Raw genomic sequence first — 26,663 nt, forward strand, 5'->3', positions numbered from 1 at the left:
CATTTCCATCGTCTTAATTGATGGGCTTGTTCGCACTTCACGACAGCCGGGCGCTTCGCGGCTTTCTGCTGTCCATGTATGACACGAAAGCGGAGTTGGATGATTCTCAACGTCTCGAAACATCTGGGCCGCGGTCTACTGGTCGTTCTCTTGGTTGCACTCGCCGTTGTCGTCCTGTTGAGCTTCGCGCCTGGTTCGGTTGCTCAAGTCATTCTGGGAGAGAACGCAACCCCGGACGCGGTTGCTGCGCTCGAATCGAAGATGGGACTCGATGTCCCGTTGTGGACGCAGTTCTACAACTGGATCGTTGCTGCGGTACAGGGTGATTTCGGCACGTCGCCGTTGACGGGCCAGTCGGTGACGACGGCCATCATCGAACGTCTTCCGGTCACCGTGCAGCTGGCTGCGATGGGACTCATCATTGCACTCGCGGTGGCAGTTCTCATGGCAGTGGCATCGGCGTCGCGTCCGGGCGGCACGGTCGACCGAGTCATGAACGCGTTTTCTGCGGTGTTCCTGTCCGTCCCCGCATTCATCGCAGGTCCGATCTTGATCTACTTTCTGGCAATCAAATTGCAGCTCTACCCTGTATCGGGCTGGGCGCCGATCAGCGAAGGAATAGGGCCGAACCTGCAGAGCGCATTTCTGCCTGCGCTTGCCATCGCGTTGGCGGAAATTGCAGGGTTCCACCGACTCCTGCGTAACGACCTGATCAGCACGCTCCGTGAGGACTACATCGCCTCGGCACGCGCCAAGGGAATGTCGCCGACATACGTCATGTTCCGGCACGCGCTCCGGCCGTCGTCCTTCTCCTTGATCACGGTTGCAGGAATCAGCCTCGGCCGCCTGATCGGTGGCACCGTGATCGTCGAATCATTGTTCGGGCTACCTGGTTTGGGGCAACTCATCTCCTCGTCGATCACCGCTCGCGACGTGATCATGGTTCAGGGAATCGTGGTCTTCATCGCGATCGTGTACGTCGCCATCAACACCTTCGTCGACCTCAGTTACGGACTGATCGACCCGAGAGTCAGAAAAGTGGCAGGAGCATGACCGACACCATAATTCATGACCGAACCGGTGCCGAGGACGTCGGCGAGCCCAAGCCCGCCGCAGCTCTCGTCGCGCCGGTCAAGAAGAAGCGCTCCATTCTCGTATGGTTGTCGATCGGCTGGTTGGTGGCCATCGTCGGGGCAGCGTTGCTGGCCAATGTCCTGCCCTTGGCGTCGTATGTGACACCCGTTGCTGCACCGAGACTCTCGCCGTCGTTCGGGTCGTTCGACCTGCTACTCGGTACCGACACGCTCGGTCGGTCGATGATGTCCCGGATCATCTACGGTGCTCGCGTCTCGCTGGTGGTCGGCGCTTGTGCCGGACTGATCGGTTTTGTCATCGGGTCGTTCGTCGGCCTCGTCGGCGGATACTTCGGCAAGCGCTTCGGGTGGTTCGTGACACTGCTGGCGGATGCAATGCTCGCGTTCCCCCCGCTGATCCTGCTGCTGGCGCTGTCATCGATTCTGACGCCGAGCATCAGTACAATCCTCTTCGGCCTCACCCTGGTGGTGATTCCAGGGTTCATTCGCCTCGCTCGAGCCAACACGATGGCATGGTCTTCTCGTGAATTCGTCAGAGCAGCGCGCAATATGGGTGCAGGTCATTCGCGGATATTGTTCAAGGAGATCTTGCCCAACGTCATTGCGCCGCTGTCCGCGTACTTGCCGATCATCATGGCCGGATTGATCGTCGCGGAAGGATCGCTCAGTTTCCTCGGGTTGGGAATCCCACCGCCGCAGCCCAGCTGGGGAGGAATGATCGGTGATGGGAAAGACGCGATTGCGGACTACCCGCACTTGGTATTCGTACCCGCCGTGGCAATCTTCTTCACGGTATTTGCGCTCAATCAGGTCGGTGACCACCTGCGTTCGAAGTTCGATCGAACGATGCAGGACTGATTTTCGAATGTGCAGTCCATTCAGCCGAACAATCCCTATTCCCGCTGTCGCGCGAATTCGGACCTCATCCGAAAGGTTTTCATGTTTCGCCACAAACGCTTGATGCTCTTACTCACCGCAGTCGTTTCGGCAACACTTGTACTGACAGCGTGTGGCGGTGCCGGAGGAGGAACTGCAGGTAGTTCGACATCGGGCTCCGGTGCGGATGTGGGCGATCCCGTCGCCGGTGGGGTAGGACGTATCTACCAGGTCAGTGAACCCCGCAGTCTCGACCCGGCGGCACTGGCGAACAACTGGGCCAACTACGGCTTCCTCGGAAACGCGCTGTACGGCACGTTGATGGTCAACGACACCGAGACCTTCGAGATCGAATACAAGATGGCCGAGGACTTTTCGACCACCGACGGCGGCAAGACGTTCACTCTGAAACTGCAGCCGGATCTGAAGTTCTCCGACGGAAGCCCACTCGATGCTGCCGCGGTGAAATTCAACTGGGACCGCACGCGTGAACCAGGTCTGGGAACGACGTCGCAGCGCTATGCCGTCCAGATCGCCGACAACACTGTTCTCGACCCGACGACCCTGAAGGTCACTCTCGTCGAACCGAATCCGCACTTCGGCCAGATCGTGTCGAGCAGCATCCTGAACTGGATCGCCTCACCGGCCGCGTTGGCACAGGATCGAGCTGCGTTCGACGCGGCTCCGATCGGCGCAGGCCCGTTCACACTGACCAGCTGGACCCGTCAGAACACCATCGAGCTCGCCAAGAACCCGACCTACTGGGACGCGCCGAAACCGTATCTGGACACCCTCACCCTTCGCTCGTCGGCCGACACGAACCAGCGGTACAACACCCTCACCACCGGCGGCGTCGACCTGACGGTGGAAACCAGTTGGGAGACCCTCGCCAAGGCAGAGGACGCTGATCTGACGACGGACATCGCTCCGATGGGCGGTGGCCAGTACCTCGCATTCAACTTCCGGCGTGCCCCGTTCGACGACGAGCGTGCCCGACGCGCAGTAGCTCTGGCGGTCGACGTCGACGCGTTGAACGTGGCAATCACGAACGGCAAGGCCGAGATTCCGCAGACTCTGTTCCCCGAGTCGTCACCGTTCTACAGCGACATCTCGTTGCAGAACACCGACAAGGAAGAAGCGCAGCGGTTGTTCGACGAGCTCGCTGCCGAGGGCAAACCGGTCTCGTTCACCTTCACCGCGTTCCAAGCCGTCAAACCTGCCGCAGAGGCAGTGCAGGCCCAGCTCAGTGCTTTCGACAACGTCGACGTCAAGGTAGATGTCGTGGAATCGACCGCGGGTCAGCAGATTCAGGCTGCTCATGACTTCGACATGATGGTCACGGCCGCCATGGTTCAGGATCCGGACTCCGATCTGTGGAACATGTTCAACGGTGCTGCGTTGCAGAACTTCACTGGCGTCGACGACCAGGAGCTGACCGACGCCCTCGATGCAGGACGCGTGTCCGAATCCCAAGAAGAGCGTAAAGCCGCCTACGACATCGTCCAGCAGCGGTTCGTCGATACCGTCGTCGGTGTGTGGTACTCACGCGTTCCGCCGGCGACGATCGCCAACACGAACGTGCACGGAATACAGCTGTACGGATACGGGTCCTTGCTGCCCGAAGAGCTGTGGATCACCCAGAAGTAGAACTTCTGCAATCGACTGAATCACTGTTCCCGAGTCTCGAAAGGTCGACCGTGTCTCGACGTATTGGACCCCTGATCGTCTTGGTCGCGGCCGCGTGTTCTCTGGCGCTCGCGCTGACCTCGTGTGGCGGCGCAGGAGGGGGAACTGCGGGAAGTTCGACGCCGGAACTCGATGCCGATCAGGGTGACCCGGTGGCGGGCGGTAACGGGCGCATCCTGCAGCCGAACGAGCCGCGGAGTCTCGATCCGGCCGCGCTGGTGAACAACTGGGGCAACTACGGATTCATCGGTAATGCGATCTACGGGACGCTGTTGGTCAATGATCCCGAGTCGCTGGAGATCGAGTACAAGATGGCCGAGGACTTCTCGACTACGGACGGTGGCCGCAGTTTCACATTGAGACTGCGGCCCGAACTCCACTTCACCGACGGCACGCCCCTCGATGCGAATGCCGTCAAATTCAATTGGGACCGGATGCGCGATCCGGCTCTTGGCACCAGTGCCGCACAGTCCGCCGTTCAGATCGCCGACAACGAGGTCGTCGATACGCGCACACTGAAAGTGACGCTGGCCGAGACGAATCCGCACTTCGGACAGGCAATTGCAACCAGTCCGCTGAACTGGATCGGATCTCCGACTGCTCTTGCGCAAGATCGGGCTGCATACGATGCGGCGCCGGTCGGCGCGGGGCCGTTCATGCTGACCGAATGGACGCGTCAGGACTCGATCGAACTGTCGAAGAACCCGGCCTACTGGGATGCGCCGAAGCCGTATCTGGACACCATCACACTTCGCTCGTCGCCGGATACGACTCAGCGGTTCAACACGGTCAGCACGGGCGGGGCCGACTTCACCGTGGAGACCAACTGGCAGACCGTGGCCAAGGCCGAGGAGGCCGGGCTTCCGACCCAGGCGGTGGAACTGGGTGGTGGTTCTTATCTCGCGATGAACTTCGCGCGAGCGCCGTTCGACGATCCTCGCGCCCGCCGGGCAGTCATGCTGGCGACGGACGTCGATGCACTCGATCTCGCTGTGTACGACGGCAAGGCGCAGGTTCCGGAGACGATGTTCCCGAAGAGTTCGCCGTACTACAGCGACATTCCGTTGCAGAAGTACGACAAGGACGAGGCACAGAAATTGTTCGACGAGCTTGCTGCCGAGGGCAAGCCGGTTTCGTTCACCTTCACCTCGTACCAGGCGCCTGACGCCAAGGCTGCGGCCGAGGCGTTGCAGGCACAATTGAGCGCTTTCGACAACGTCGAGGTTCAGGTCAGCATCGTAGAATCGACAGCTCTGCTGGTGCTTCAGTCCAAGGGTGATTTCGACATGCTGGTCGGTGGAGGTTCGGTGCAGGACCCGGATTCCAAATTCACGAACCTGTTCCAGAGCGGCTCGCCGGGCAACGTCCAGGGAATCGACGATCCGGATCTGGACCGGGCACTGCAGGCCGGTCGGATAGCGGAGTCGGTCGAGGACCGCAGAGCGGCATACGACGCCGTGCAGAAGCGACTCGTCGAGCTCGATGTCGGAACCTTCTACTCGCGTCTGGTCCCCGTCTCGGTGACCGGCAAGAACGTTCACGGCGTCGAGATGTACGGACTGGGATCGACTCTGCCCGAACAGCTATGGATCTCCTAGGAATCACCGGCCGTGTGCCCGATCTTCGTCGAACAGAGAGGCTGATGATGTTTCGACGCAAAACCGCGTGGACCGCCCTGTGCGCGGCGGTGTTCTCCGCGGCGCTGGTGCTGACCGCGTGTGGCGGTGCCGGAGGAGGAACCGCGGGTAGTTCGACATCGGGTAGTTCGACATCGGGTTCCGGTGCGGATGTGGGCGATCCCGTCGCCGGTGGGGTAGGACGTATCTACCAGGTCAGTGAACCCCGCAGTCTCGACCCGGCGGCGATGGCGAACAACTGGGCCAATTACGGCTTCCTCGGAAACGCGCTGTACGGCACGTTGATGGTCAACGACACCGAGACCTTCGAGATCGAATACAAGATGGCCGAGGACTTTTCGACCACCGACGGCGGCAAGACGTTCACTCTGAAACTGCAGCCGGATCTGAAGTTCTCCGACGGGAGCCCACTCGATGCTGCCGCGGTGAAATTCAATTGGGACCGTATGCGTGAGCCAGGTCTGGGGACGACGTCGCAGCGCTATGCCGTCCAGATCGCCGACAACACTGTTCTCGACCCGGCGACACTGAAGGTCACTCTCGTCGAACCGAATCCGCACTTCGGTCAGATCGTCACCGTCAGCGTGTTGAATTGGATCGCCTCACCGGCCGCGTTGGCGCAGGATCGAGCTGCGTTCGATGCGGCTCCGATCGGTGCAGGCCCGTTCACGTTGACGAAATGGACGCGCCAGAACACCATCGAGCTCGCCAAGAACCCGGCCTACTGGGACGCGCCGAAGCCGTATCTGGACACTCTCACTCTGCGTTCGTCGGCCGACACGAACCAGCGGTACAACACCCTCACCACCGGCGGCGTGGATCTGACGGTGGAAACCAGTTGGGAGACCCTCGCCAAGGCAGAGGACGCTGGTCTGACGACGGACATCGCTCCGATGGGCGGTGGCCAGTACATCGCGTTCAACTTCCGGCGTGCACCGTTCGACGACGAGCGTGCCCGACGCGCAGTAGCTCTGGCGGTCGATGTCGACGCGTTCAATGTCGCCGTGTCGAACGGCAAAGCCGAGATTCCGCAGACTCTGTTCCCCGAGTCGTCGCCGTTCTACAGCGACATCTCGTTGCAGAGCACTGGAGACAAAGAAGAAGCGCAACGGTTGTTCGACGAGCTCGCTGCCGAGGGCAAGCCGGTCTCGTTCACCTTCACCGCATTTCAGTCCTCCGAGGCGACATCGGCTGCGGAGGCAGTGCAGGCGCAGCTGAGCGCTTTCGACAACGTCGACGTCAAGGTCGATGTCGTGGAATCCACAGTGGGTCAGCAACTGTCGGCTGCCAAAGATTTCGACATGATCGTCAGTGCAGTGCTGGTACAGGAGCCGGATTCGGACCTGTGGAACTTGTTCCATCAAGCAGCGCCCGCCAATTTCACCGGTATCAAGGACCAGGCGTTGAGCGACGCGCTCGATGCAGGACGCGTGTCGGAATCGCAAGAAGAGCGAAAGGTGGCGTACGACATCGTGCAGGAGCGTTTTGCTGCAACAGTTCCCGGCATTTGGTACGCCAGGGTCCCGACGTCGGTCGTGGCCGGTAGCAACGTCCACGGCGTGCAGTTGTACGGCTTCGGATCTGCTTTGCCCGAGGAGCTTTGGATCTCCGAATAGTCGACGCGTAAAAAAAGGATCGCATCATCATGAATACCCAGCCACTTCTCTCGGTGCGCAACTTGCGTGCCCACATCGGAACACCACGAGGTGTCGTCCGTGCCGTGGACGACGTGTCCTTCGATCTCGCAGGGGGCCAGTCGCTGGGGATCGTGGGTGAGTCCGGTTCCGGCAAATCCGTTCTGGCGCGCGCTGTGATGGGCCTGATGCCCGCCCGATCCGGGCGCTCCGGGGAGGTGACCTTCCAGGGGCGTGACCTGCTTGCGCTGACGAAAAAAGAGAAGCTGGAGGTCTGGGGCAAGCAGATCGCGATGATTTTCCAGGATCCTGGACGGTCACTCAATCCGGTGATCAGAGTCGAACGTCAACTCACCGAGGGGATGCGTCGGCACCTGGGTGTGAGTCGCTCGGAGGCGCACAGCCGGGCGCTGTCACTTCTCGACGAGGTGGGAGTACCCGATCCCGAGCGCCGGCTGACGAACTACCCGCACGAGATGTCCGGGGGTATGCGTCAGCGGGTGATGATCGCGATCGCTCTCGCCTGTGAGCCGGACTTGCTGATTGCAGACGAGCCGACGACTGCGCTCGACGTCACGATCCAGCGGCAGGTGCTCGATCTGCTCCGTCGCGTGCAGCGTGACCGAGGTACCTCCATGATGCTGATCAGCCACGACCTCGCGGTCGTCGCAGGCAGAACGGACAGAGTGTCGGTCATGTACTCGGGACGACTCGCCGAGATCGGGTCGACCAGAGAAGTATTCGAGAACCCACGGCACAGGTACACGCACGCGCTGCTCGGCGCAACACCGACGATCGACCACGCGCGCCACGCGCCACTACGGTTGATCACCGGTTCTCTTCCCGATCCGACGGCTCCGCCCGAGGGGTGCCGCTTCCAGCCACGCTGCGCGTTCGCACTCGGTGAATGTTCGACTCCCGGTCTGGAATTGACGTCCGTGGGTGCGGATCACGATGTCGCCTGCTTGAATCCCGTCGTCCTGCAGGAGACGGCAATATCCGGAGGTACTTCAGATGGCCGGTAGTGGAACTGCTCATTTGCGCGGTGACGGCGCCTTGCTCAGTGTCGAGGATCTCGTCGTGGAATACCCGACGAGTTCTGGGACCGTACAGGCGGTCTCGAAGATCAGCTTCGACGTCATGGCGGGGGAGACCCTGGGCATAGTGGGCGAATCGGGTTGTGGAAAGTCCACCACCGGCCGAGCTGTTCTTCGGCTCGACCGCGTCACGTCGGGGCGGATCCGGTTCGGTGAAGAGTGGATCGAACAGGCCGACGAGTCTCGAATGCGGACCCTACGCCGCGACATGCAGATGATCTTCCAGGATCCCGTCGCATCGCTCAATCCGCGCCGGTCCGTCAAGGACATCGTCGTGGAAGGACTGGCGGTCGCGGGTGCACCAGCCGCCGAGAAGGCCTCGACCAGTGCTGCTGTGCTCGAACAGGTCGGACTGTCCGGTGAGCGCTACGCCGAGATGTTGCCGCGAAATCTTTCCGGCGGGCAAGCGCAGCGTGTGGCCATAGCTCGGGCGTTGGCACTCAATCCACGTCTGCTGATCTGCGACGAGCCGGTGTCGGCCCTGGATGTTTCGGTGCAGGCCCAGATTCTCAACTTGATCGAGGAGCTCAAGGCCGAGTTCGACCTCACCGTCGTCTTCATCGCACACGATCTCGGTGTCGTGCGCACCGTCAGCGACAACGTGATGGTGATGTATCTGGGCAAGGTATGCGAATTCGGCGACTCCGTGGAGGTCTACGACGATCCCGCACATCCGTACACCCGTGCGCTGCTGGATTCGGTGCCATTGACCGATCCGGACAAGGGCTTCGCCGGGCCTGCGCTCGAGGGTGACGTTCCATCACCGCTCGCGCCGCCGACCGGGTGCCGCTTCCGCACTCGATGCCCGCTCGCACAGGACAAGTGCGCGGCCGAAGAGCCGAAGATGCGCGAGGTTCGCCCCGGGCAGTTCGCAGCGTGCCATTTTCCACTTGCCGCGGCGAGCTGAATCTCTCCCGACCATCGGTAGGTGGTCCTTGACTAAATTATCTAGATGATTACTGTCGAACTTCGAAGCCGCAACGTACCGCTGCATCAAGTATCACTGCTGCATCCAGTATCACTGCACACACCATGAGGAGACGCTGATGAGCGATAACACAGGCGCGGCGTCGACCGCGATCACGCTGGGCCAACGAATCCTCAGACTGTCACACGTCGTCATCAACGTGTCCGACGCCGAGAAGTCGCTCGAGTTCTACGAAACTTTCACTCCACTTCGCGCGGTGGGGAAGTTGAACGCTCCTCGGCAGCGTTTCGGATCTCTCGGCATCGAGAGCGGTGAGTTCGAGGGCTACGTTCTCAACGACGGAACAGCGGGTCGTCCGACATCGGTGCACATCGTCGAGTGGAAGACTCCAGAGCCGGTGGGATCGCCGTATCCGGTCTTCTGGCATGTCGGGTTGGGGAAGCTCGGGTTCGGCACCAAGGTGCCGCCGGAGGAAAGATTGGCGCATCTCCGCGAGCACGGTGTCGAGACGACGAACAAGGAGATCGTTCGCGGCTACATCTCGATCCTCGACCCCGATGGCACTGTGGTGTCCTTCTATCAAGATGGCGACAAGTCGGCTCGTCACGACCACTGGGTCCATGTCAATGCTGTGGTGACCGACCGCGAACGCGGTGCCGGCTTCTTCCGCGACGTGCTCGGTCTCGAGCAACACCTGGACGTGACCACCGATCGGCCGATCGCTGTGTCACAGGGGCCTGGATCGGATTTGTCGCAGTGGTCGTCTCACCTGTTCGCGCCCCGAGGCGATACTCGGGTGAGCGTGGACATGACTCAACCGGTCTTTCCTGCCCCATCGCCCGAAACGTCGACGCCGTACCAGGAAGCGAACAACCTGGGTATCTCACGTGTTGGGTTCGAGGTCGACGACCTCGATGCGGCGTACTCGCTGCTGCAGGCATCTGCAGAGATCGGTGCGGCTCCAGGGATCGTCGATCCGCCGGAGACGTGGGATTTCGGTCCCGAGTTCGGCACCCGTCGCGTTCTCGGTTTCCGGGATCCTGACGGCATCAGGATCGAGTTCTTCGAGAAGCCTCCTCGCCCCGAGTCCAGCTTCCTGCACTTCTCCCCGCCCGAGGACTGACGCCGGTCCGAGTTCCCGTCCGCTGATGCGGTCGGGCGAAAGGAACTGCACAGCTATGACACCGACGCCGTTTCGTATCGACGTGCCGCAGACGGAGGTCGACGAGCTCCGACGAAGGTTGGCGGACACGCGGTGGCCCGACGAGAGGCCGGTTGGCGCCGAGTCCGGAATCTCCCACGCCACGTTGGGACGACTGTTCCGGCGCTGGCGTGACGATTACGACTGGTACAGCCACCAAGCCGAGTTGAATCGGTACCCCCAGATCGTCACCGAGATCGACGGGCAGAAGGTGCACGCCGTGCACGCTCGCTCCGAGCGTCCAGACGCCGTCCCGGTGATTCTGCTGCACGGGTGGCCGAGCACTTTCGCGGAGTACCGCTTGCTGATCGAGCCGTTGATCACGCCGCCGGACGAGAGTGATCCCGCTTTTCACGTCGTGATTCCATCGCTTCCGGGATTCGGCTTCTCGACTCCAGTGGATCGGGTGGGGTGGAACAACCCACGCCTTGCGGATGCGATGGCCGAGTTGATGGCGCAGTTGGGTTATGACCGCTACCTGGTGCACGGATCCGATATCGGGCAGGCCGTCGGTGAATTCATCGCCACCGCGCATTCGAGGCACGTGCGCGGACTGCACGTGCATATGGGCGGGGTGAAGTTGGCAGGGGAGAACGCAAGTTCCGAACCACGAGACGATCTGGAGCGCCGAGCATTTGCGAAGAACGCCGAGTACGCGGCCGCCAAGGCCGGTTACGCGGTGTTGCAGGCGACGCGTCCGGACACGCTCGGGTACGCATTGACCGATTCTCCGATCGGTCAGCTCGCGTGGATCGGTGAAAAGTTCTACGAATGGGGCGACCCCGACCATCCAGTCGATATCGACGACATCCTCACTGCGGTGTCGATCTATTGGTTCACCCGGACTGCCGCCTCGTCGGCCCGCTTCTACAGCGAGGAGTATTCCACCAGATCTCCTCGGCCGTACGTCGGTGTACCCACCGCGGTGTCCGCGTTTCCGCACGACATCGTTCCCCCGGTACCGCGTTGGGCCGACAAAGAATTTCACATAACGCAGTGGACCGACATGCCGGCCGGTGGTCACTTCGCGGCTCTGGAGGTGCCCGAGTTGGTTCTCGGCTCCCTCCGGCGTTTTGCTGCGTCGCCTGCCGTTGCAAGCTCGGTCACGTCTCGTTGATTCTGTGCTCGGGATCACAATTAATTACGGTACGATTTGTACCGTAATTGGGCAGTTAGTTCAGTCCAGGGAAGCGATGTGACGGGACACCGTCGCCGCAGTCGACGAAGGAAGTAGTGGTATGGCATTCGATCACGCAATTGTGCTCGGCGGGAGCATCACCGGACTGCTCGCCGCTGCGGCAGCAGCAGGCGAGTTCGAGCGGGTGACGGTCGTCGACCGGGATGAACTCATTGTCGACGGACCGGATGCAGAGAATTCCCGTCGCGGAGTTCCGCAGGGAGACCAGGTACACCATCTCCTCGCTCTGGGCGCCGAGCGCATCGAGGATCTGCTTCCAGGTTTCGACAAGGATCTTCTCGCTGCCGGTGGCGAGCGCCACGACAACCTCGCTGGGTTCGCGGCATGGATGAGGAGTTCATGGCGTGTGCGCTTCGAGAGTGATCTGGCGCTGACGTGCTTCACGCGTCCGTTGTTCGAGTCGGTCATCCGCAAACGAGTACTTGCTCTACCCAACGTGACAGCACTCAAGAGCGTGGTCTCCGGTCTGATCGCCACCGAGGACAACGGCACCATCATCGGTGCGCGTGTCAAGAATGCGCCGGACGGGCAGCTCCTCGGTGACCTCGTCATCGATGCGACCGGCCGTGGCACCAAGACCCCCAACTGGATTCAAGATCTCGGGTACGCCCGCCCCGAGGAGTCCCATCTTCGGGTGTACATGGGATACACCTGTTACCGAGTGGAGATTCCGGAGGGGATATTCACCGACGGTGTCGTCTCGGTCGCCAGTCCGTCGGCCGCTGATGCCAAGAGCACACGCAGCATCGTGGTGTGGCCTTGTGGCAGGGGACAACACATCGTCGTCGCGTTCGGAGCATTGCGTGAGTATCCGCCGACCGACCTCGCGGGAATACAGGAACTGGCCGACTCGTTGGATGTGCCCCTCCTTGGTGAGGCCATCCGATCGGCCAAGGTACTGAGCGAGCCGAAGCACTACCAGATGCCGGGCGATCAGCGCATCCTCTGGGAGGAGTTGGACCGACGCCCCGAGGGATTCGTCGTTCTGGGCGACGCTGTGGCCTCGTACAACCCGGCGTACGGCCAGGGAATGACGATGGCCGCGGTCGGCTCCGTCGAACTACGTGCAATTCTGCGCCAGGCGAGTGGCGACATCGTCGGCGTTGCAGACGCTTTCCAGAAGGGTCTCGCGCCGCACGTCGATATGGCGTGGAACAACGCGCTCGGAATCGACTCGACCTATCCCGGCGCCGAGTACGAGAACCTGACGCCGCCGCAGCCCGCGCCTCCGGAGTTCTCGGCGGCATTCGTCGGACTGCAGTCCGAGGATCCCGAAGTTGCCCTCGGCGCTCGATTGGCCATGCACTGGATGGACAACAGCTACATCACGACCGACTCGATCCAGTCGAAGATCGCCGCGTGGATCGAAGAGGGACGTCAGCCCAAGCCGGAGTCGACCGACCCCACGGTGATCCCCCGACTCGTTCGGGCCTAGCCACGCTGCTGGGCCTGCACTCGCGTACAGGTCCAGCAGGGTCGTCGTCGTGGTGTCTTCAGAGATAGTTCTCGAGGACCTCGATAGGTGCATCCTGATCGCCGACGTAGGGCTGCGATTTGTGCAGATGCTCACGCATCGCCTGCGACGCTCCTGCCACATCACCTTCGGCGATCAGCGAAACGACTCGCCGATGTGCCTTGATGACATCACGTTGATACTTGGCAATCGGATAGTCACCTCTGGCAGTTCGCCGCACTGCCCATTGGCGCTCCTGAGAACTCCACACCGACTCCAGCGCGCTCGTCACGATCGAAATCGATGTATTGCCGCACAGATCCACGATCGCATCGTGGAATTCGAGGGCGCACGCAGTGAATTCGTACGCCTCTCCCACGATGTTGTCGTTGTCCTCGACAAGCTTCGTCAATCGTTCCAGGGCTGCCTTGCGTGCGGTCCCCTTGAGCCCGGCCACCATTCCAGCGCACGTGGGCTCGAGAATTTCGCGAGCAGCAGCGATATCGGCGAGCGTCGTGCCACGCGACTGCAGCGTCAATCCGAGGTGGTACGCGGCACTTTCGGGTGTCGGGACCTTGACGAACGCGCCACCGAGCTTGCCGCGTCGAATGCGCAGAAGGCCTTCGGTCTCGAGAATGCGGACGGCTTCACGAAGGCTGGGCCGACTCACCGAGAACTCCTCGACGAGATCCGCCTCACGCGGAAGTTCGTCGCCGTCCTTCAGGTCGCCGCCGATGATGCGCTTGCGAAGCTGGGCAGCCACCAGGTCCGCCATGCGTGGCACCTGTGGGGGGATGCCGGGGTGTCCGTTCGGTTTGGACATGGGCTCTCATTCTGCCGTGGTCAGAGACCGAAAGCTATCGTATCTATTTAGACGATAGTATCCCGAACACGATTCGGTCGTATCTACACGCCCGGCTTCCGCAGAATTCGCTCAACTCCCATTCCGACGCGCTGACCAGTCGGGAGACACGCTGTCCAAGTCCGAAGTGATGCGAAGCGGGAATGCGGGGGAGCGGCGTTCGAGGAACGCGGCGACACCTTCGCGAACCTCGGCCGACCTACCCAGTTTGAACACGGCTTCGGAATCGAGCCTGTGGGCGTCACGAGGAGACGCGGCTCCGGCCATCTCCCACAACAGTCGCTTGCTGATGGCAACTGCGACCGGCGAGGTGTTCGCGGCGATCTCGCGTCCGAGGGCGAACGCTGCGTCGAGCAGCTCTCCCGGCGCATGGATGCTGCGGACCAGACCTGCGGCGTGAGCATCGGCAGCACTGATCACACGGCCGGTGTAGATCCACTCCGCAGCGGTCTGATGGCCGACCGCTCGCGGCAGAAACCAACTGGAGGCGCATTCGGCGACGAGCCCGCGTTTGGTGAAGACGAACCCGAATCGTGCTGTCTCACTGGCCAATCGAAAATCCATGGGCAGAGTGATGGTGGCGCCGATGCCGGCCGCGACACCGTTGATCGCACCGATGACGGGTTTGACCGAGTCGAGTACCCGCAATGCGGCGAAGCCTCCGGGATCGAGATGCTCGGCTGCGTCGAACTCCGACGCGGCATCATCGAGGTTGAATGTGTCCCCGGCATCGGAGGACAGGTCTGCGCCTGCGCAGAACGCCTTGCCTGCCCCGGTGACGACGATGGCTCGCACGTCGTCGTTCGCGTCGGCTTCGTCGAATGCGGCCTTCAGGTCGTCGACCATCTGGGCGTTGAAAGTGTTGAGGGCGTCGGGCCGATTGATCGTCATGATTGCGACGCGGTCCTGCACCTCGTAGAGGAATTGCTCACTCATGGTCGGATTCCTCTCAGCGCGCCAGCTGCGGCCACAGGTCGACAGCCGCGTCGCCGAGATACTCCTCGAGTACGCCGGGTCGAAGCTCGAGCGCTTTTGCTTCGGTGAGGCAACGTTCGAACCCGATCACCGGGTAGTCGGTAGCCCACATGATCTTCTTACGGCCCCGCGTGTTCATGTAGTAGATCAATTCCTGCGGAAGGTACTTCGGTGCCCACGCAGATGTCATCAAGTACAGATTCGGGTACTTCAGCAACAGTTTGATCGCTTCCGCCCACCATGGGTCGGCCCCGTGCTGCATGACGACCTTGAGCTCCGGGAAGTACTGCAGAACCTCGTCGAGATGCAGCGGCTGCTGCGGTGCCGCAGGCATTCTCGGTGCGGGGAACCCGGTGTTGAGACCGACCGGTACGCCGAGCTCGATACATTTGGCGAACACCGGGTAGTACACCCGATCGCTCGGCGGCAACCCGACCTTGAACGGCACCATCCGAACGAGGATTGCTCCGTGGTCCTTCACCGCGCGCTCGATCTGACGCAGGGTCTCCATTCCGCCGCGCGGATCGACCTCGATCGAGAACGAGAATCGGTCGGGGTACGCGTCGACGAACTCGAGCACGCCGGGCCAGAAGTCGTCCATCGCACTGAGGATTCCGTGATCGATGCCGAGCCGGTCGAACTCGGCGACAAGACTATCCGGTGTGAGCTTCTCCTGCTGAGCAAGCCCTGTCTTGAACGTCTCACCGAGCGCGTGGTTGACATACTCGGGCGCATCGTCCGGGGCGTAGAAGACAGGGTTGACGAACGCGTCGATCGTTGGCATACGGTGATTCTCTCTTTCGGGCGGGTCTCGGGGGAGCAGGGGCTCGGAACGTCAGGAGATCAGAGCGGCTGCTTCGAACCGGCGCTTGAGCTCGTACTTGCGGATCTTGCCGGTCGAGGTGCTCGGCAGCTGATCGAGTAGATGAATTTCGGCAGGCACCTTGTACCTGGCCAGGCGCTCGGCGCAGAAGTCACGCAGGTCCTGCTCGGTCACCCCGGCGCCGGGGTGAACCACGACGAAGGCAATTCCGATCTGCCCCAGGGTCTCGTCGGTGACCCCGACAACCGCGACGCCTTCGACGTCGTCGTGCGAGGCGAGCGTCGTCTCCGCGTCGATGGTGTAGATGGTGACTCCGGATCGTTTGTACGCGTCCTGATTTCGGCCGACGATGGTGATGTATCCGCGCTCGTCCATCTTGGCGAGGTCGCCGGTGCGTAGCCACCCGTCGACGAACGCCTTCTCGGTGGCGGCCGGGTCGTCGAGGTAGCCGATCGTGGTGCAGTCGGTCTTGATCAGGAACTCGCCGATGTTGCCCGGCTCCAGCTCGGTCTTCAGGTCCTCGGCATCGACGATGCGGGCCTCTCCACCGGGGTGGATGGTGCCGATCGTGGTCGACACATCTTCCATCGGGGCACCGAGCGGGGTGTACGCGGCCGAGCCGGCTTCGCTGAGTCCGTAACCGCCCAGGAGTTGCGCGTCGGGTGCAACGGCGCGGATACGGTCGGGGAGGGTAGGTGAGAACGTCGTTCCGCCGATCTGGACGATCCGCAGTCGCGACAGATCTGCAGGGGTGGTCGCCAGGCCGGCGAGCAGCATCTCGTACTGGGCCGGAATGCCCTGGAGATGCGTGCACCCATCACGATCGATGCGCGTCAGGATTGTCGCGACGTTGAATCGTTCTTCGAGAAGCAGACCCGACCCTGCGCACAGAGGCACCATGGCTTGGTGCCAGCAGCCGTGAATCCAGTACAGAGGACCGGAGAAGATGGAGCGATCCTCGGGGCCGAGCGTCAGGTGCTCCGCCCATCGGCGCCCCGCCGTCACTATCGACCGATGGGTCTGCAATACCCCTTTGGGATTGCCGGTGGTACCCGATGTGTAGATGACGAGCGCTACATCGTCGCCTGTCACCGATGCCGCTTGCGCACGCACGAAGGCCGGTTCGACTGTTTCGGCAGCATCGACGATCGACTCCCACGAGTGAACGCCCTCGGGCCAATCGCCTGCGCCGACACCGATGAGCAATTCGGGAGAGGTTCCCCCGAGTACCTCGCGTAGGTTTCCGATGGTGTCGTGTCCGACCACTTCACCGGCCCAGATGAGGGCGTCGACGCGCGCATGTTCGATCAGGTTGGTCAGCTCCGAGGGGGTCAACATCGTGTTGAGCGGAACGAGCCACGCTCCGAGCGACGTGACGGCGTACTGGATCTCGAGCCACAGTGAGCGGTTGCCCATGTGGAGGGCGACGCGGGATCCTCGTCCGATGCCGTGCGCAGACAGGCCTCGCGCGATGGTCTCGACACGTCTGTTCAGCTCACCGAAGGTGACGACGTCGTCCTGGAATCCCAACCAGAACCCATCGGGCCATCTGTCGGCGGCGGCGGCCACCACGGACGGGATAGTGTCGCGTCGCACCTGTTCGCTCGACATGGCTGCTGTGTACCTCCGGATATCGGTCCTGCGTTGATCGCGGGTGCTCACGACGCCGGCTGGTGCAGCGAGTTCTGGAACAGCGGCATCGAGGAGCCTCACCCTGATCGTTATCGTATCAAAGATATTGATGCTTCGGATCGACATTCAGGGCGTCTTTCCTGCGGCTGCGCGACGCGCATGGTTGTCGCAGCGTAGGGAGGAACGCTACGATCGCGATTCGTAACTATCTAGATGATTGTTATAGCTCGACAAGGAGAAAGTAGGTTCGGACCGTGGAGCACAATCTGATCGTCGAACGGTCGGAGGGCGTAGTGACTGTCTTTCTGAACAGACCCGCGAAGATGAACGCGCTCTCTGCGGGCTTGATGGAGGACCTGAGGGCTCTGTGGCTCGAACTTGCTGCCGACGCGGACGTTCGGTGCGTCGTCGTGACCGGCTCCGGACGCGGATTCTGCTCGGGCGCGGATGTCGATCTGCTGGCCAGTGATCGGTCCGACGAGAATCGAACGGTCGAGGAAGAGCTCGCGTTCCTGCCGGGTGACCGTCTCGATGTTCCCGTCATCGTCGCCGTCAACGGCGTCTGCGCAGGCGGCGGACTGCATTTCGTGGCCGATGCAGATATTGCCATCGCCTCGACCTCGGCCACATTCCTGGACCCGCATGTGAACGTCGGGCAGGTGACCGCACTCGAACCACTGACCTTGCTGCCGCACATGCGTCCGGATGCACTGCGGCGCATGGTGCTTCTCGGATCGGCCGAACGTCTCGATGCGGCAGCTGCCGAACGCGCCGGGCTCGTATCGGAGGTCGTGCCTCCCGAGGAACTGTTGGACCGTGCGCACGCACTTGCTGCGATGGTGGTCAAGGGTTCGCCGACGGCCATCGCAGTGTCGCGAACGATACTGCGCACAGCACAAGCGGACGGCCTGTCCGTGCACCTCGAGAACGGCTGGAACGTGCTCCGCGCCCACTGGAATCACCCCGACTCCGACGATGGACCGCGGGCGTGGTCGGAGCGTCGCGAACCTCGATGGGAACAGCGGACCATCGACGCCGAGGACAGCAAGTGAAACTGGGAGTGATGCTGAGCGGTGACGTCGCGGCGATGCCTGCGCGCGCCCGGTTGGCCGAGGACATCGGCGTCGAATCGGTATGGCTGGCCGAGCACTTGGCATGGCCGACGGAGAACGACTCGACCTATCCGTACACCGAGAGCGGCCGAGCACCTGTACAGGATGGACGTTTCGCGACTCAGGACCCGTGGGTGGCTCTTGCCGCCATCGCGCACGCGACCGAACGTGTTCGGCTCGGTACGAGCGTGTACGTACTGCCGCTTCGGGATCCACATGTCACGGCGCGCGCGGTGAGCACGCTCGACGTACTCAGTGGCGGCAGGACGGAGCTGGGGATCGGGGTCGGCTGGTTGGAAGAAGAGTTCGTTGCCGTGGGACAACATTTCCGGACCCGAGGTGCGCGAACGAACGAGATCGTGCAGATCCTTCGCGGACTCTTCTCGGACGGTGACTACGCCCACGAAGGCGACCACTATTCTTTCCCGTCGCTGTGCTTCGAACCCAAGCCGCCCCAGGGTGATCTGCTCCCCATCCTCGCGGGTGGCGAAAGCGCACCGGCTCTACGCCGCGCGGCGACCGTAGCGGACGGATGGATCGGTTTGCGTCACACACCCGAGACCGCTGCCGCGAAGGTGGCGACGCTTCGCGAGTTGCGTGCCGGTGGTCCGCGATCGGGCACACCGTTCAGCGTCACGGTCGGCGTGTCCCGTAACACCGACAAGGACGCAGTGGCTGCGTACCGCGACGCTGGCGTCGACAGGATCTGCGTTCCACCTTGGCGCCGCGACGAGGAACCCGAACAGGGCATCGCCCAGCTGGCCGAACTCGTCGCTATATGTGCGGACATCGGTCCGCACGATTTCCCACTGGCCTGACACCGGATCCACCGACAGAAAACACAAGGAGAACACTTCATGACCACTCCACGTACCGCCATCGTCACCGGAGCCGCACGCGGTATCGGCGCAGCTATCGCGCTGCGTCTCGCGACGGACGGGTACCAGGTCGCAGTACTCGACCTCGACGAGTCGACTGCAGCCACGACCGTGGCCAAGATCGCCGACGCCGGGGGCCACGCACTGGCAGTCGGTGTGGACGTCTCGGACGAGGCCAGTTCGCAGGCCGCAGTCCAGCGAGTAGCGGACGAGCTCGGTGCCCCGACGATCCTGGTGAACAACGCTGGTATCACCCGCGACAACCTGCTGTTCAAACTCCCTGTCCAGGACTGGGATTCGGTTCTGAACGTGCACCTACGTGGAGCCTTCCTGATGGTGAAGGCAGCACAGAAGCACATGACGGCGCAGAAGTTCGGTCGCATCGTCAACATGTCGAGCCTGTCGGCGCTCGGCAACCGTGGCCAGGCAAACTACGCCGCCGCGAAAGCAGGGCTCCAGGGCTTTACCAAGACCGTCGCGATCGAACTCGGCAAGTTCGGTGTGACGACCAACGCCATCGCACCCGGTTTCATCGAAACCGAGATGACTGCCGCCACCGCCGAACGCATCGGAATCCCGTTCGAAGAATTCAAGGCAGGCGCAGCGGCCCAGATTCCGGTCGGACGCGTCGGGCAGCCCGAGGACGTGGCACACCTCGTGTCGTTCTTCGTCAGTGAGGGCGCAGGCTTCGTCAACGGTCAGATCGTCTACCTCTCGGGCGGCCCGAACAACTGACTCGTTGCCGGGCCCGCCCGTCTAATCGAAGACGATGCGCAGGGTGTCGCTGGTCGGGCGGGCCTGGCAGCCGAGGATGTACCCCTCGGCCTCGTCGTCGGCCTCGAGGGCGTCGGTGATCTTCATGGTCACCGACCCTTCCTCGACCTTGCAGGTGCAGGATCCACACCAACCTTCGCGGCAGGTGTAAGGAACGTCGACTTCCAATGCGAGCAGCGTGTCGACCAGTGATGCATCACGGGGCCAGCTGATCTCGTGGACCGTGCCGTCGATTTCGACCTCGGCACGGGCCGCGTCTCCGTCGGCGTCGCCATCCGAGGCGGACACGGCTGACGCAGGGGGCTCGACGGGGGCGAAAGGATCGTTGGAGAGAGATCGATATTCTTCGCGATGCACATGTCGGGTCGACCCGAGCGTGGAGACCACGAGATTCATGAACGGTGCTGGGCCACAGGTCCATACGTCACCGTCGTGTGCCTGGTCGATCCAGCTCGTGAGCCCGTCGGGAGACGGAAGTCCACGCTGGTCCTCCAGCCAGTGGACGATCGTCAACCGATCCGGGTGTGCGGCGGCGAGGCGGTCGAGTTCCTCGGCGAAGATCGTGGTGTCCCGATCTCGGTTGGCGTAGAACAGGCCGACATTGCCGGTCCCCGCTTCGAGTATCCATCGCAGAATCGACATGACGGGGGTGATGCCGCTTCCGGCGGCGGCGAGCAGCACATCGGTGTCGGGGTCGGGCACGGTGAAGTGGCCGCTCGGGGGGAGTAACTGTAGTGACAGTCCACTCGTTGCGTTGGTGTTGAGCCAATCGGATGCGTACCCACCGTCGATGCGCTTGACCGTGATGGTCGAACCGCTACCGGGAGCGCTGGACAGCGAGTAGCAGCGTGCGACGTGAGGCACGCGATCGCTCGGAACTGCAACGGTCAGGAACTGGCCGGCCCGGTGATCGAAGAGCGCCTGCAGTTCTGTGGGTACGTCGAACGTGATGGATACCGCGTCGGCGGTTTCCCGACGAACCTCGGCTACGGTCAGGTACGTGCCGCCCGCGTCGGTCGACGATACGTGGCCGGTCGCGCTCTGAGTCATTGGCTGGTTCCCCTACCCGATCTTCATTGTATGGATGATTATGATCTTATAGCACGGCGGACCGGTGTGGCACCCCTCACCTTCGACCGCGGTGTCCTCCCACGAAAGGCTAGACAAGCATGGAAATCAAGAACACTGTTGCACTGGTGACCGGTGGGGCGTCCGGACTCGGGCGCGCGACGGTGGACGCGCTGCTCGCCAAGGGTGGCAAGGCCGTCATCATCGATCTGCCCGGGGCTGCGGCGGAGGCTTTCGCCGCCGAGCACCCAGATCATCTCCGCTTCGCTCCAGCCGACGTTCGTGACGCGGACGCGGTGCAGGCGGCTGTGGATCTGGCTTCCGAACTGGGCGAGCTCCGCACCGTCGTCAACTGTGCCGGCACGGGCAACGCCATCAGGACAGTGGGCCGCGACGGAACGCCCTTTCCGCTCGAGTCCTTCGCGAAGATCGTCGAGATCAACCTCATCGGCACGTTCAACGTCATCCGACTCGCGGCGGCGCGCATCGCGTCGCTTGACCCGATCGGGGAAGAGCGTGGCGTCATCGTCAACACCGCCTCGGTCGCGGCGTTCGACGGACAGATCGGACAGGCGGCCTACGCGGCCTCCAAAGCAGGCGTCGTCGGTCTGACCCTCCCCATTGCCCGCGATTTGTCGAAGCAGGCCATCCGTGTCAACACGATTGCGCCCGGGCTCTTCGACACACCGTTGATGGCAACGATGCCCGACGAGGCACGGGAGGCGCTCGGCAAAACCGTTCCACACCCGTCGCGGTTGGGGAATCCGGTCGAGTTCGGGGCTCTCGCGGTGCACATCGTGGAGAATCCGATGCTCAATGGCGAGACCATTCGCCTCGACGGCGCGATCCGTATGGGCCTGCGCTGACCGACTGCTCGAACCGAATCGGGCCCCCGCGCACAGTGCGCGGGGGCCCGATTCGGATGCTGGAGCAGGCGAGGGTCAGAGACGCTCGATGATGGTGACGTTGGCCTGGCCGCCGCCCTCACACATGGTCTGGAGACCGTAACGGCCGCCGCGACGCTCCAGCTCGTTGAGCATGGTCGTCATCAGGCGTGCGCCGGTCGCTCCGAGCGGGTGGCCGAGCGCGATGGCGCCGCCGTTGACGTTGACCTTGTCGAGGTCGGCGCCAAGTTCTTTGGCCCAGGCCAGAACGACAGGGGCGAAGGCCTCGTTGATCTCGATCAGATCGATGTCGTCGATCGTGAGGCCGGTCCGCGCCAGGGCACGCTTCGTGGCCGGGATCGGTGCCGACAGCATCGTGATGGGGTCGTCGCCGAGGACGGTCAGGTGGTGGATGCGGGCGCGAGGGGTGAGTCCGTGCTCCTTGACCGCGGCCTCGGAGGCCACGAGGATCGCGGCGGCACCGTCGGAGATCTGGCTGGACACAGCCGCGGTCAGTCGGCCTCCCTCGATCAGGGTGCGCAGTCCCGCCATCTTCTCCAACGAGGTGTCGCGGGGGCACTCGTCGACGGCGAAGTCGCCGTACGGCACGATTTCGCGCTCGAAGTAGCCGTTCGCGATCGCGGACAGTGCGCGCTGGTGGCTACCGAGAGCGAACCGCTCCATGTCCTCACGGCTGACATCCCAGCGGACCGCCATCGACTCGGCGCCTGCGAACTGCGAGACGGGGGTGGTGCCGTAGCGCTTGACCCAACCCTTCGAGCCCTGCATCGGCTCGGCGTGCGCGTATGGCTCGCCTGCCGGGATCGATGCACCGATGGGGATTGCACTCATGTTCTGCAGTCCGCCTGCGACGACGAGGTCCGACGTGCCACTCATGACTGCCTGTGCAGCGAAGTGCACTGCTTGCTGCGAGGAGCCGCACTGGCGGTCGATGGTCACCGCTGGAACCGATTCGGGCAGTCCTGCCGCGAGCCATGCGGTACGGCCGACGTCGCTGGCCTGGCCGCCGATCTGGTCGAGGCAGCCGATCACGACGTCGTCGACGGCTGCGGGGTCGATCCCGACCCGGTCGACGAGGTTGCCCAGTACGTGAGCGCCGAGGTCGGCCGGGTGTGCGTCTGCCAACGAGCCGTTGCGCCGGCCGACGGGTGTGCGGACGGCTTCGATCAGGTATGCCTCAGGCATGACTGCTCCATTCCGGGAGGGTTCTTATCTGTTGTATGATAGAGATGATTGTAGCTGATCAACCTGGCTGAAAACCTCCAGGGGCAGGCCGAAAAGACGCTATAAGTGTTTCGGACGTAGGTTGCAACGAATACTGACCGGAGGAGAAGTGATGACGGCGACATCTCAGGACTACGTGGCGGAGTCCGCATCGGTGGCCACGGGGCCGGCGACGGCCAGCCGAATCAAGCTTCACCCGTTCCCGGTCGGGTGGTACCGGATTGCCTCCTCGGAGGACGTCAAGGCCGGTGAACTGGTCAGCATGCGCTGGTTCGGTGAGGATCTGATCTGCTGGCGTAGCGCCGACGGCGGTGAGCCCCGAGTGTTCGACGCGTACTGCGCGCACATGGGTGCCAACATCGGCCGTGGCGGTTTCGTGCAGGGCGACACCGTGGTGTGCCCCTTCCACCACTGGAAGTACGACTGCGCAGGGAAGAACGTCGAGATCCCGTACCGCGACAAGCCGCAGCGCGGTGCGCGTCAGAAGGTGTGGACCGCGATCGAGCGCAACGGTCAGATCCTGGTCTGGAACGCGCCGGACGGTAGCGAACCCGACTGGACGCCACCTCAGCTTCCCGAAGCCACCGATCCGGAATTCGTCAGCATCGTGTCGGAGAAGATCTGGACTGTGCGGACCCACGTTCAGGAGGTCTTCGAGAACACAGTCGACGTATCGCACTTCCAATTCGTGCACGGAGTAGCAGGATTCGGATCCGTCGAACTCGTCGAGGACGGCCCGATGTTCCGCGCAACGGCATCGGTCAGCATGGAGACCTCACGTGGGAAGGTCGACGGCGCTGTCGAATCCGAGTTGTGGGGTCTCGGCCTCGACATCGTCCGGCAGGTCGGAATCGGTCGCGCACGGTCGATCTTCTCGGTCACCCCGATCGACGACGAACAGGTAGTGGCCACACATACGTTCTTCGTGCCGGGCGACGCCGACGGGCCCTCCAGGTACGGCAAGGCATTCATGCGCGAATTCAGCCGTCAGATCGAGCAGGACATTCCGATCTGGGAGACCAAGTTGTACCGCGCGAAGCCGCGGCTCGCGACCGGCGAGAATGCCATCCTCGACTTCCGCCGCTGGGCAACGCAGTTCTACGCGGCCGACGACGAGTGAAGACCAGTACTGCCCCACACACGGCCCGGCGTTGCTACGCCCCCATTCATCAAGGAGGACGGCCGTGGATCTGCGGTTGACCGAGGACGAGCAATCCGTCAAGGATTCGTTCGCCACGCTTTTCGAGAAGGAAGCCAATCGCGCCCGTGGACGCGAGAAAGCGGACGAAGCATTCGATTCGGACCTGTGGAAGCTCTTGGCGTCGCTGGACACCATCGGTATCGCGACGGCGAACGACGGCGGCGGTGCGGTCGTGTTCGCACTGGTCGCCATGGAATTGGGACGCCACGTCGCGGCGGTACCCCTCATCGAAGCTGCGGTGGTCGCACGAGTGCTCGCGTCCTTCCCCGAGGCCGCTGCGCTGGCAGCCGAAGTGACCAGCGGCGGGAAGATCGCAACGTTGGCCACCAACCCTGTCGTCGGCGGAGTTGCACATCAGGTGGTCGCTGGCGCAGTTGCCGATGTGGTCGTGGCATTGGACGGCGAGGAGTTGGTCGCCGTGGTGTCGGCACCGACCACGTCTGCGCGCGGTGACCTCGGCTTCCTCGCCGTGGCGGATCGGCCCCTGGCAGGGGAGCGGCTTGTGTTGGCGCGCGGGGAGCAAGCGCAGGCAGCATTCGCCGACGCCGTGCATCTGTGGCGCATCGGAGTCGCAGCCGCTCTGGTCGGTCTGGGTTCGCGAGCGGTCAGGATCGGTGTCGACTACGCCAAGGATCGTTACCAGTTCGGAGTTCCGATCGGTACGTTTCAAGCCGTGCAACACGGACTCGCCGATGTCGCGACCGGCGTCGAGGGCGCAGAGTTACTCGTCCTGGAGGCGGCTTGGTCCGCTGACCAGCAACGGCCCGAGTGGACGCTGCTCGCCACGATGGCGTTCGCGCAGGCCGCGGAAACCGCTCAGGCTGCTGCATCGGCAAGCCTGCACTATCACGGAGGCTACGGCGTAGCACTCGAATACGAGATCCACCGATACGTTCGGCGGGCGAAGGGCTGGACTCTCGCCGGCGGCGACCCGGACGACCTCTGGCAGCACATCGGTCGCCAGTACCTCGATACACAGGCAGGACGATAGCGACAATGGACTTCACAGTAAGCCCGCAGACCGAGCAGTTCAGGACCGAGGTGCGCGAGGTCATCCGGACACACTTCACGGACGACGAACGACATGCGGTCGCGCAGTCGGGCACCAAGCACAGTTGGCCTCTGCACCGCGGACTCGCAGCCGCAGGCATGCTCGGTGCAGCGTGGCCGGTCAGCGAAGGCGGACAGAACCGTAGTCCGCACGAGATGGACGCGCTGTACGAAGAGGCGGCTCGTGCGGGAGTACCGATGGCGGGATTCTCGACGACGATGCTCGTCGCCGAGACCATACGTCGTGTCGGGACGAGCGAGCAACGCGCGAGGGTGCTGCCGCGCGTCGTGGCGGGTGAGATTCTCATTGCACTCGGGTACAGCGAACCGGGCGTCGGTTCCGATGTCGCTGCCGTCCAGACCAGAGCGGACCGCCGTGAGGACGGTACCTGGGTCATCAACGGAGAGAAAGCATTCACGACCACCGCCGAAGAGGCCGACTATGTGTTCGTGCTCGCTCGGACCGACCAGAAAGCGACCCGTCACCGCGGCCTCAGCCTGTTCCTCGTTCCGACGTCGTCGGAAGGTTTCGCTGTGTCGGCGATGCAGACGCTCGGCGGAGAACGCTCCAACATGACCTTCTTCTCCGACGTCGTCGTCGACGAGACGGCTCTGGTGGGCGATGTCGACACCGGATGGCAGACGATGCTGGTCGCACTCGACTTCGAGCGTGGCGGTGAGTTCGCTGCCGAGATGAAGCGAATGATGGATCTGGTGTCCACCTGGGCAACGGGCGAGGGCAACGCGGTTTCGAGCAACACGCTGCGCCGGATCGGCCGGGCCGCAACGGAGACAGCAGTCGCCGGACTCCTCGGCAGCCGAGCGACCTCACTGCGTGCCGAGGGCCGTGCAGCGAACCTGGAGGGCACGATGGCGAAGTTGTATGCCACCGAAGCGCTGCAACGGCATTCGTCGCAACTGCTGGACGCACTCGGGACTTCGGGCGCGGCTCGCGGCAACGCCGTGGAGAGTGCAATCGAGGGCATGTACCGTCACGCGTTCGTGACGACCATCTACGGCGGGACGTCCGAGGTACTGCGCGGCGTCATCGCCGAGCGTCGTCTTGGGATGCCACGAACACCGCGGGCCACCGCGTGAGCGAAGAGACCGAGGAGTCCGACGCCTCCCAATCGTCCGACGCATCCGACGATCGGATGACGTGGACGAACATCTACCTGTCGTTCGCGTTGCGTCGGGCCGATCGGGCCAAGCTGGATCGGCATATGCGCGACAAGGACTCCTCGCTCAGCATGCGACTGCGGGAGACGTTGGCCGACACGCTCGCCGAGGCGGGAGTCGAGCTGCCTGCCGGCGACGGTGACGACCAAGGCCACCATCACCACTGACTCTCGAGT

The 26,663-nt window shown here is 63.0% G+C and carries 24 protein-coding genes; 18 read left to right on the plus strand and 6 right to left on the minus strand.

What is annotated here, in order from left to right:
* Positions 1–78: 78 nt before the first annotated feature.
* The 10 genes from RY1_RS00825 (at position 79) to RY1_RS00870 (ending at position 12,786) form a co-directional block, all read left to right on the plus strand.
* Positions 79–1,053, plus strand: coding sequence for an ABC transporter permease (locus RY1_RS00825; RefSeq protein WP_245819446.1), 975 nt, complete (start codon positions 79–81; stop codon positions 1,051–1,053).
* Positions 1,050–1,952 (plus strand): ABC transporter permease, encoded by a 903-nt coding sequence (locus tag RY1_RS00830; RefSeq protein ID WP_072801634.1) that lies wholly within the window; start codon positions 1,050–1,052, stop codon positions 1,950–1,952. Before RY1_RS00825 ends, RY1_RS00830 begins: the two co-directional genes overlap by 4 nt.
* Positions 1,953–2,159: 207 nt before the next feature.
* The gene (locus tag RY1_RS00835) at positions 2,160–3,617 is read left to right on the plus strand and encodes an ABC transporter substrate-binding protein (protein WP_306305343.1); all 1,458 of its coding nucleotides are present in this window, start codon (positions 2,160–2,162) and stop codon (positions 3,615–3,617) included.
* A gap of 50 nt (positions 3,618–3,667) precedes the next feature.
* Positions 3,668–5,254 (plus strand): ABC transporter substrate-binding protein, encoded by a 1,587-nt coding sequence (locus tag RY1_RS00840; RefSeq protein ID WP_072801635.1) that lies wholly within the window; start codon positions 3,668–3,670, stop codon positions 5,252–5,254.
* A 44-nt stretch (positions 5,255–5,298) separates the two neighbouring features.
* A complete protein-coding gene (locus RY1_RS00845; protein ID WP_306305344.1) occupies positions 5,299–6,909 on the plus strand; it encodes an ABC transporter substrate-binding protein in 1,611 nt (536 codons plus the stop codon).
* 29 nt (positions 6,910–6,938) lie between these two features.
* Complete coding sequence (locus RY1_RS00850) at positions 6,939–7,952, plus strand: ABC transporter ATP-binding protein (protein WP_072801636.1); 1,014 nt, start codon at positions 6,939–6,941, stop codon at positions 7,950–7,952.
* Positions 7,942–8,931 carry an ABC transporter ATP-binding protein gene (locus tag RY1_RS00855; RefSeq protein WP_072801637.1) on the plus strand — a complete coding sequence of 330 codons (990 nt, stop codon included), beginning with the start codon at positions 7,942–7,944 and terminating at the stop codon, positions 8,929–8,931. Before RY1_RS00850 ends, RY1_RS00855 begins: the two co-directional genes overlap by 11 nt.
* 139 nt (positions 8,932–9,070) lie before the next feature.
* A complete protein-coding gene (locus RY1_RS00860) occupies positions 9,071–10,075 on the plus strand; it encodes a VOC family protein (protein WP_072801638.1) in 1,005 nt (334 codons plus the stop codon).
* A 55-nt stretch (positions 10,076–10,130) separates the two neighbouring features.
* Positions 10,131–11,270 carry an epoxide hydrolase family protein gene (locus tag RY1_RS00865; protein ID WP_072801639.1) on the plus strand — a complete coding sequence of 380 codons (1,140 nt, stop codon included), beginning with the start codon at positions 10,131–10,133 and terminating at the stop codon, positions 11,268–11,270.
* A 121-nt stretch (positions 11,271–11,391) separates the two neighbouring features.
* Positions 11,392–12,786, plus strand: a complete 1,395-nt coding sequence (locus tag RY1_RS00870) for a hypothetical protein (RefSeq protein WP_072801640.1) — start codon at positions 11,392–11,394, stop codon at positions 12,784–12,786.
* Between the two features lie 58 nt (positions 12,787–12,844).
* On the opposite strand, the gene RY1_RS00875 is transcribed toward RY1_RS00870, so the two are convergent.
* The 4 genes from RY1_RS00875 to RY1_RS00890 form a co-directional block, all read right to left on the minus strand.
* Positions 12,845–13,627: a FadR/GntR family transcriptional regulator gene (locus RY1_RS00875; RefSeq protein ID WP_072801641.1), complete on the minus strand. Its 783-nt coding sequence runs from the start codon at positions 13,625–13,627 to the stop codon at positions 12,845–12,847.
* Between the two features lie 111 nt (positions 13,628–13,738).
* The gene (locus RY1_RS00880; RefSeq protein WP_072801642.1) at positions 13,739–14,602 is read right to left on the minus strand and encodes an enoyl-CoA hydratase-related protein; all 864 of its coding nucleotides are present in this window, start codon (positions 14,600–14,602) and stop codon (positions 13,739–13,741) included.
* 13 nt (positions 14,603–14,615) lie between these two features.
* Complete coding sequence (locus tag RY1_RS00885; RefSeq protein ID WP_072801643.1) at positions 14,616–15,425, minus strand: amidohydrolase family protein; 810 nt, start codon at positions 15,423–15,425, stop codon at positions 14,616–14,618.
* A gap of 51 nt (positions 15,426–15,476) precedes the next feature.
* The gene (locus RY1_RS00890) at positions 15,477–17,075 is read right to left on the minus strand and encodes a class I adenylate-forming enzyme family protein (RefSeq protein ID WP_169914536.1); all 1,599 of its coding nucleotides are present in this window, start codon (positions 17,073–17,075) and stop codon (positions 15,477–15,479) included.
* A 275-nt stretch (positions 17,076–17,350) separates the two neighbouring features.
* Here RY1_RS00890 and RY1_RS00895 point away from each other — a divergent pair, with 275 nt between their 5' ends.
* Genes RY1_RS00895 through fabG form a run of 3 tightly spaced genes read left to right on the plus strand, consistent with a single transcriptional unit; the run spans position 17,351 to position 19,821 of the window.
* Positions 17,351–18,148, plus strand: coding sequence for an enoyl-CoA hydratase/isomerase family protein (locus RY1_RS00895; RefSeq protein WP_072801645.1), 798 nt, complete (start codon positions 17,351–17,353; stop codon positions 18,146–18,148).
* A complete protein-coding gene (locus RY1_RS00900; protein WP_072801646.1) occupies positions 18,145–19,026 on the plus strand; it encodes a TIGR03619 family F420-dependent LLM class oxidoreductase in 882 nt (293 codons plus the stop codon). Before RY1_RS00895 ends, RY1_RS00900 begins: the two co-directional genes overlap by 4 nt.
* Before the next feature lie 39 nt (positions 19,027–19,065).
* Complete coding sequence (gene fabG, locus RY1_RS00905) at positions 19,066–19,821, plus strand: 3-oxoacyl-ACP reductase FabG (RefSeq protein ID WP_072801647.1); 756 nt, start codon at positions 19,066–19,068, stop codon at positions 19,819–19,821.
* Between the two features lie 21 nt (positions 19,822–19,842).
* Here fabG and RY1_RS00910 read toward each other — a convergent pair whose 3' ends face one another.
* Positions 19,843–20,910: a ferredoxin--NADP reductase gene (locus RY1_RS00910; RefSeq protein WP_072801648.1), complete on the minus strand. Its 1,068-nt coding sequence runs from the start codon at positions 20,908–20,910 to the stop codon at positions 19,843–19,845.
* A gap of 119 nt (positions 20,911–21,029) precedes the next feature.
* Here RY1_RS00910 and RY1_RS00915 point away from each other — a divergent pair, with 119 nt between their 5' ends.
* Positions 21,030–21,794, plus strand: coding sequence for a 3-hydroxyacyl-CoA dehydrogenase (locus tag RY1_RS00915; RefSeq protein WP_072801649.1), 765 nt, complete (start codon positions 21,030–21,032; stop codon positions 21,792–21,794).
* A gap of 75 nt (positions 21,795–21,869) precedes the next feature.
* On the opposite strand, the gene RY1_RS00920 is transcribed toward RY1_RS00915, so the two are convergent.
* Positions 21,870–23,018, minus strand: a complete 1,149-nt coding sequence (locus tag RY1_RS00920; protein ID WP_072801650.1) for an acetyl-CoA C-acetyltransferase — start codon at positions 23,016–23,018, stop codon at positions 21,870–21,872.
* A gap of 151 nt (positions 23,019–23,169) precedes the next feature.
* On the opposite strand from RY1_RS00920, the gene RY1_RS00925 reads away from it, so the two are divergent.
* From RY1_RS00925 to RY1_RS00940, 4 genes are all read left to right on the plus strand, one after another.
* The gene (locus RY1_RS00925; protein ID WP_084727081.1) at positions 23,170–24,177 is read left to right on the plus strand and encodes a Rieske 2Fe-2S domain-containing protein; all 1,008 of its coding nucleotides are present in this window, start codon (positions 23,170–23,172) and stop codon (positions 24,175–24,177) included.
* A gap of 64 nt (positions 24,178–24,241) precedes the next feature.
* Positions 24,242–25,249: an acyl-CoA dehydrogenase family protein gene (locus RY1_RS00930; RefSeq protein WP_072801651.1), complete on the plus strand. Its 1,008-nt coding sequence runs from the start codon at positions 24,242–24,244 to the stop codon at positions 25,247–25,249.
* A 5-nt stretch (positions 25,250–25,254) separates the two neighbouring features.
* Positions 25,255–26,406: an acyl-CoA dehydrogenase family protein gene (locus tag RY1_RS00935; protein WP_072801652.1), complete on the plus strand. Its 1,152-nt coding sequence runs from the start codon at positions 25,255–25,257 to the stop codon at positions 26,404–26,406.
* Complete coding sequence (locus RY1_RS00940) at positions 26,403–26,654, plus strand: hypothetical protein (protein ID WP_072801653.1); 252 nt, start codon at positions 26,403–26,405, stop codon at positions 26,652–26,654. The genes RY1_RS00935 and RY1_RS00940 overlap by 4 nt, the downstream gene beginning before the upstream one ends.
* Positions 26,655–26,663: the final 9 nt, after the last annotated feature.

The sequence above is a fragment of the Rhodococcus yunnanensis NBRC 103083 genome, assembly GCF_001895005.1.
Lineage (GTDB): Bacteria > Actinomycetota > Actinomycetes > Mycobacteriales > Mycobacteriaceae > Rhodococcoides > Rhodococcoides yunnanense.

Bases quoted from the DNA above. Each gene is read 5' to 3' on its own strand.
- RY1_RS00890 (WP_169914536.1), bottom strand. From the start codon at position 17,075: ATGTCGAGCGAACAGGTGCGACGCGACACTATCCCGTCCGTGGTGGCC.
- RY1_RS00830 (WP_072801634.1), top strand. From the start codon at position 1,050: ATGACCGACACCATAATTCATGACCGAACCGGTGCCGAGGACGTCGGC.
- RY1_RS00860 (WP_072801638.1), top strand. From the start codon at position 9,071: ATGAGCGATAACACAGGCGCGGCGTCGACCGCGATCACGCTGGGCCAA.
- RY1_RS00910 (WP_072801648.1), bottom strand. From the start codon at position 20,910: ATGACTCAGAGCGCGACCGGCCACGTATCGTCGACCGACGCGGGCGGC.
- RY1_RS00845 (WP_306305344.1), top strand. From the start codon at position 5,299: ATGATGTTTCGACGCAAAACCGCGTGGACCGCCCTGTGCGCGGCGGTG.
- RY1_RS00865 (WP_072801639.1), top strand. From the start codon at position 10,131: ATGACACCGACGCCGTTTCGTATCGACGTGCCGCAGACGGAGGTCGAC.
- RY1_RS00925 (WP_084727081.1), top strand. From the start codon at position 23,170: ATGACGGCGACATCTCAGGACTACGTGGCGGAGTCCGCATCGGTGGCC.
- RY1_RS00935 (WP_072801652.1), top strand. From the start codon at position 25,255: ATGGACTTCACAGTAAGCCCGCAGACCGAGCAGTTCAGGACCGAGGTG.
- RY1_RS00885 (WP_072801643.1), bottom strand. From the start codon at position 15,425: ATGCCAACGATCGACGCGTTCGTCAACCCTGTCTTCTACGCCCCGGAC.
- RY1_RS00915 (WP_072801649.1), top strand. From the start codon at position 21,030: ATGGAAATCAAGAACACTGTTGCACTGGTGACCGGTGGGGCGTCCGGA.
- RY1_RS00880 (WP_072801642.1), bottom strand. From the start codon at position 14,602: ATGAGTGAGCAATTCCTCTACGAGGTGCAGGACCGCGTCGCAATCATG.
- RY1_RS00850 (WP_072801636.1), top strand. From the start codon at position 6,939: ATGAATACCCAGCCACTTCTCTCGGTGCGCAACTTGCGTGCCCACATC.
- RY1_RS00825 (WP_245819446.1), top strand. From the start codon at position 79: ATGACACGAAAGCGGAGTTGGATGATTCTCAACGTCTCGAAACATCTG.
- RY1_RS00875 (WP_072801641.1), bottom strand. From the start codon at position 13,627: ATGTCCAAACCGAACGGACACCCCGGCATCCCCCCACAGGTGCCACGC.
- RY1_RS00870 (WP_072801640.1), top strand. From the start codon at position 11,392: ATGGCATTCGATCACGCAATTGTGCTCGGCGGGAGCATCACCGGACTG.
- fabG (WP_072801647.1), top strand. From the start codon at position 19,066: ATGACCACTCCACGTACCGCCATCGTCACCGGAGCCGCACGCGGTATC.
- RY1_RS00855 (WP_072801637.1), top strand. From the start codon at position 7,942: ATGGCCGGTAGTGGAACTGCTCATTTGCGCGGTGACGGCGCCTTGCTC.
- RY1_RS00920 (WP_072801650.1), bottom strand. From the start codon at position 23,018: ATGCCTGAGGCATACCTGATCGAAGCCGTCCGCACACCCGTCGGCCGG.